Genomic DNA, 4,547 nt, shown 5'->3' on the forward strand with positions numbered 1-4,547 from the left:
ACACCTATCACTAGCCAAGTTACTGGTAGCGACGGCGCGTATAAATTCACTGACTTAGTTCCTGGCGACTATGTTGTCAAATTTATTGCCAGCGATGGCTCAATTTTAAGTACCGCCGATGTCGGGACGACCGATGATCTAAATGATTCCGATGCGGGTACCAGCGGCTTCACCGGCACGTATACCTTAGCTTCCGGTGATGACAACATCAGTGTCGATGCCGGTTTCTATGAATTAGCGAGCTTAGGCGACAAAATCTGGTACGACAAAGATACCGATGGAGTACAAGATGATAACGAAGCCGGTATTTCTGGTTTAACCGTTAATTTAATGGGTGCAGGCGCAAATAACATTTTCGGTGATGGCGATGATGAAATTTTAGCGACTGACACTACCGATGATAATGGCAATTATTTATTCACTGGTTTAGATCCTGGTAATTACCAAGTGCAGTTTTCAAAACCTGCCGGTTATGTGTACACGCAGTCTAATCAAGGCAGTGATGATGCGAAAGATTCTGATGCTGTGGTCGCAACCGGTCGTAGCGGTACCGTGAATTTAGAGAGTGGCGAAAGCGACTTAACTGTTGATGCCGGTGTCTATAAAGTCGGCATCGACGTCGAAAAATATGTATCGGGTACGGTTTGCACCACAGTCAATAGCTGCGATGGTGAAGGCGCTTCAGCATCGCATTGGAAAAATAACTATACCAATAGTTGGAGTGGCGCGTACTGGTCAGGCACGGGTTGCAAACTTTCCGATAACTTTAATACCGTGTTTGGTACCAATTGTTCAGGTGGCAATAAATCCTTATACCAAGTGTTATGCACAACAGGCGGTGGGCAAGACGCGTTCTTGCGTGAATGCGTCGCGGCGTATTTAAATGCTTGCCATAACAAAGTCAGTTATGCGTATACCAAAGAGCAAGTCTGCGCCCAAACCAAATACGCATTAAGCTGTGGCAATTACACCGAGACTTATAACAGTTTCTGCAAAGAAAATAGCTCAGGCTGCGATTGGGGTAGTTCGAAAGAAACTTATAACTGCACAGTTGATACAACATTATATGATGCTGATGCGCCTCCGGGCTTACAAGTCAAAGTTGGTAGCACTGTGACGTTCACGTATATCGTCACAAATACTGGCGATAGCGCGTTAAAAGATATTAAGTTGGTTGATGACAGAATTGCGACCGTAACTTATGTTAGCGGCGATACCAATAATAACGGCTGGTTAGATATTGGTGAAAGCTGGAAATATACCGCTAAAGAAACAGCGTCCGCAGGTACGATTAAAAATACCGGTACAGTCACTGGTACCGATGCTGTTGGTGGTACTGAGAAAGTGACTGATAAAGACGACGCCTATTACACAGGTTTCACGACTACAACTAAAGCCTCTATTGGCGATAAATTGTGGTTAGATAAAGATAACGACGGTATTCAAGAAAGCGGTGAATATGGCGTAGGCGGTGTCAAGGTTACACTGAAAGGTGCTGGCGTTGATGGTGTCTTTGGTACTGATGATGATATTACAGCAACGACAACGACGAATAGCAAAGGCAACTATATTTTCAATAACTTAGATGCAGGCAAATACCAAGTTATCTTTAATGGTGTCAATGGTTATGCCTTTACTAAGCAAAATCAAGGTAGTAACGATTCGGTAGATTCTGACGTTGATAGTAGCGGTTCTAGCCATATCATCACGTTGGCAACCGGTCAGCAAGATTTGACCGTCGATGCGGGTATATTCTGTGCGAAAGCCTCGGTAGGCAATAAAGTCTGGGATGATATGAATCACAACAGCTTACAAGATTCATCAGAGCCAGGTATTGCAGGTATTACTGTGACCTTATATAAAGCTGACAACACCTTTGTCGCATCGATGAAGACTGATGATTGGGGTAATTACCAATTCTCGAATTTAGACCCAGGTAGCTATTACTTGCAATTCGATAAAACCAACGTTTTGGCATTACAACTACAACCAGTGGAATAACATGAGCAACTGGAAGTGGGCGCCAAAAGATGTAGGCAGCAACGATGCGATTGACTCTGATGTTGCCGGTAATGGTATTTCTACCACTAACGTGACTAAAACCGATGTATTTACCTTAGTCGCTGGTCAAAATGATACGACTAGAGATGCAGGTATTACACCGTTGGTGATTGACTTAAACGGTGACGGTGTACAAACTGTTGCTCGCTCAGCCTCTATGGGTAGCTTTGACCTATTAGGCAACGGCAGCAAAATCTCATCCGGTTGGTTATCGGGCTCAGATGGTTTCTTAGCGGTTGACAGCGATAGCAATGGCAGTATCGATAGCATTAACGAATTGTTTGGTGGCTTAAACAAAGGCGATGGTTTCGCTAAATTGTCTAACTACGACAGCAACAGCGATGGTGTGGTTAATGCATCTGACGCAGAGTTTGCTAGCCTTAAAATCTGGCAAGATGCTAACGGCAATCATGCAACTGATGCTGGTGAGTTAATTAGCTTAGCGGATGCCGGTATTGTGAGCTTAAATGTCAGCTTTATCGAAGTGCCAGAAATCGATGCACAAGGTAACTTGCATTTAGAGCGCAGCAGTGTCGTAATGGCTAATGGCAGCTCAAGAGATATGACCGATGTGTATTTCAATGTCTCAGCCGATGATGTTGCCGCTGCCGGTATTGAATTACCTAGCTTAGCGAGCTTAGCATCAGACCCAGTTTGGTTAAGCTAAGGTTTGACTGACGTTTGATTGACAAAAGCCCGGTTTCGGCAGCGAAACCGGGCTTTTTTGTTGTGGAACTTCAGCCAATATTTATTTCAATTTGATAAAAACCAACTGTCAATTGAGTCGTAGGAATACCGATAATTGGTTTGGATTGCCTTGAGGAAAAACTACGGTTGTTATGCTCTCTTGAATTTAGTTATGACCCTATATGGACTCCAAGGTCTTTAATCTTGAATAAATATATCCCAGGCTCTGTCAATAAATAGTTAGTTAACGAAGCCATTGCCGGTGTTATTGGAGCGCTGAGATGATAATTATGGCTAAGATGTTCATTGCCGGTGAGTTGCGTCAAACTGACAAGACGCCCTTCTTTGCCTAATAGCTGAGTTAACGACAAGGTTTGGTTAGGCTTTTTATTAATCACTAAGATGGCCGAGCCGTGTTCAGTGGCTAAGCGTAGTACGCGTAAACCAGATTGTTTACAATCGTTGCTAATGCGACTATTGCGTAAAGGCGCTAATAGTTTAAAAACTTCACCGGAGATAAACGTTTGTTGTTGCTTTAATGCTAATAAGCCTGCGCCTTTTTCAGTGCGTAGCGGCCAGAACGTGGCTAATTGCACATTTTGCGCATTAAAATCAAATAACGCTTCGGCGACAAACAAGCCCTGCCAAATCGAATCGCGCTCTAGTAATTGTTGTTTTCCTGACTTATCCCATAAGGCGATATTCCATTCGGTCAGATGTAGCGGGATTTGCCGGTTTGCGTATTGTTTAATCGTGTCGTTGACTTTAGTGAGCCATTCTTGAATCCCGGTGCCAGATTCAACAAAGCGCTTAACGGGCAAGCCAGGGTAATAATGTAAGGCTAAAAAATCGACTTCGCTACCAGCGGTGGTCAAAAAGCTAGCCCACCAAGGCGCGTTATCGCCGCGCGCCGTTAGGTCGAGTTTTTCCGGCATCGCTGCGCCTAGTTTTAGTGTTTTATCAATAGCGTGTAGTTTTTGCTTCAGCGTCAAATAATGCGTTGCATAGAGGCTGGCTTTTGCCGTGACGTGTTCTTCGGGTAAGTACTCATACACTTCATTGCCGAATTCCCAATAGTTAATGTGTGGGTGTTGTTTGTTGTTCGCATAATCCACCCAAGCACTGGCCTCTTGATAAGCGCCTTCAATCTGGTCTTTTTCTAGCCACGATAAATAATTGAGTACCAACGTCGGTTCGGCAGAAAGTGCTTGGGCTAATACATAAAATTCATCAAAGCTTAAATCTTTCGCAGAACCCGCATGACCTTTAGGACGTCGATTGCTTCGTTCCGACTTGCCATTAGCCCAATGATAATTATCTGCTACGACGCCACCTGGAAAACGCAATACGCTAATGCCCATTTCGGTTAATTGGCTTTGGTAATTAGGCTTAGCGCGTAGCCCATCTGTCTCATTAAAATACAACATATTGACGCCAAATAACTGGGGGTTTAAGCGTTTAGGCGAGGAATCCGGGTGTTGTAAACAAGCGCTTAATTCATCGGTAGCGAAAGCTATAGAGCTGAATAATACAGCAAGTACAGCGGTAAAGCGGAGTAGGTTACGCATGTTGGCTGATGATGGTAGTGTTAATCTGGCGGGCTACCCACTTAAGACGGGACAACTAAAGTGTGTACAACGTCATCTCGGCTCGGCAACTGCTCCTGCGTTGCTCTAATACATGCCATCCTTGGCATTAAGGGATTGCCGAGATCCAGGACACACGGAATGTGCTTGAAGCTTTGCCATCCATGGCGACTGGATTCCGGCAATCCCTGCCGGAATGACGGTTTAGTCTAC

The 4,547-nt window shown here is 44.4% G+C and carries 3 protein-coding genes; 2 read left to right on the forward strand and 1 reads right to left on the reverse strand.

The window, feature by feature from the left end; translation table 11 throughout:
* The coding region (locus tag VZ94_RS19375; RefSeq protein WP_045780498.1) for an SdrD B-like domain-containing protein at positions 1-2,001 on the forward strand (2,001 nt) is incomplete at its 5' end.
* A 1-nt stretch (position 2,002) separates the two neighbouring features.
* Entirely contained in the window at positions 2,003-2,728 is a 726-nt protein-coding gene (locus tag VZ94_RS19380; protein WP_045780499.1) for an SPM autocatalytic domain-containing protein, read from the forward strand.
* A gap of 190 nt (positions 2,729-2,918) precedes the next feature.
* Here VZ94_RS19380 and VZ94_RS19385 read toward each other — a convergent pair whose 3' ends face one another.
* Positions 2,919-4,316, reverse strand: coding sequence for a hypothetical protein (locus tag VZ94_RS19385; RefSeq protein ID WP_045780500.1), 1,398 nt, complete (start codon positions 4,314-4,316; stop codon positions 2,919-2,921).
* Between the last annotated feature and the right edge of the window lie 231 nt (positions 4,317-4,547).

Source organism: Methylocucumis oryzae (assembly GCF_000963695.1).
Taxonomy (GTDB): Bacteria; Pseudomonadota; Gammaproteobacteria; order Methylococcales; family Methylomonadaceae; genus Methylovulum; species Methylovulum oryzae.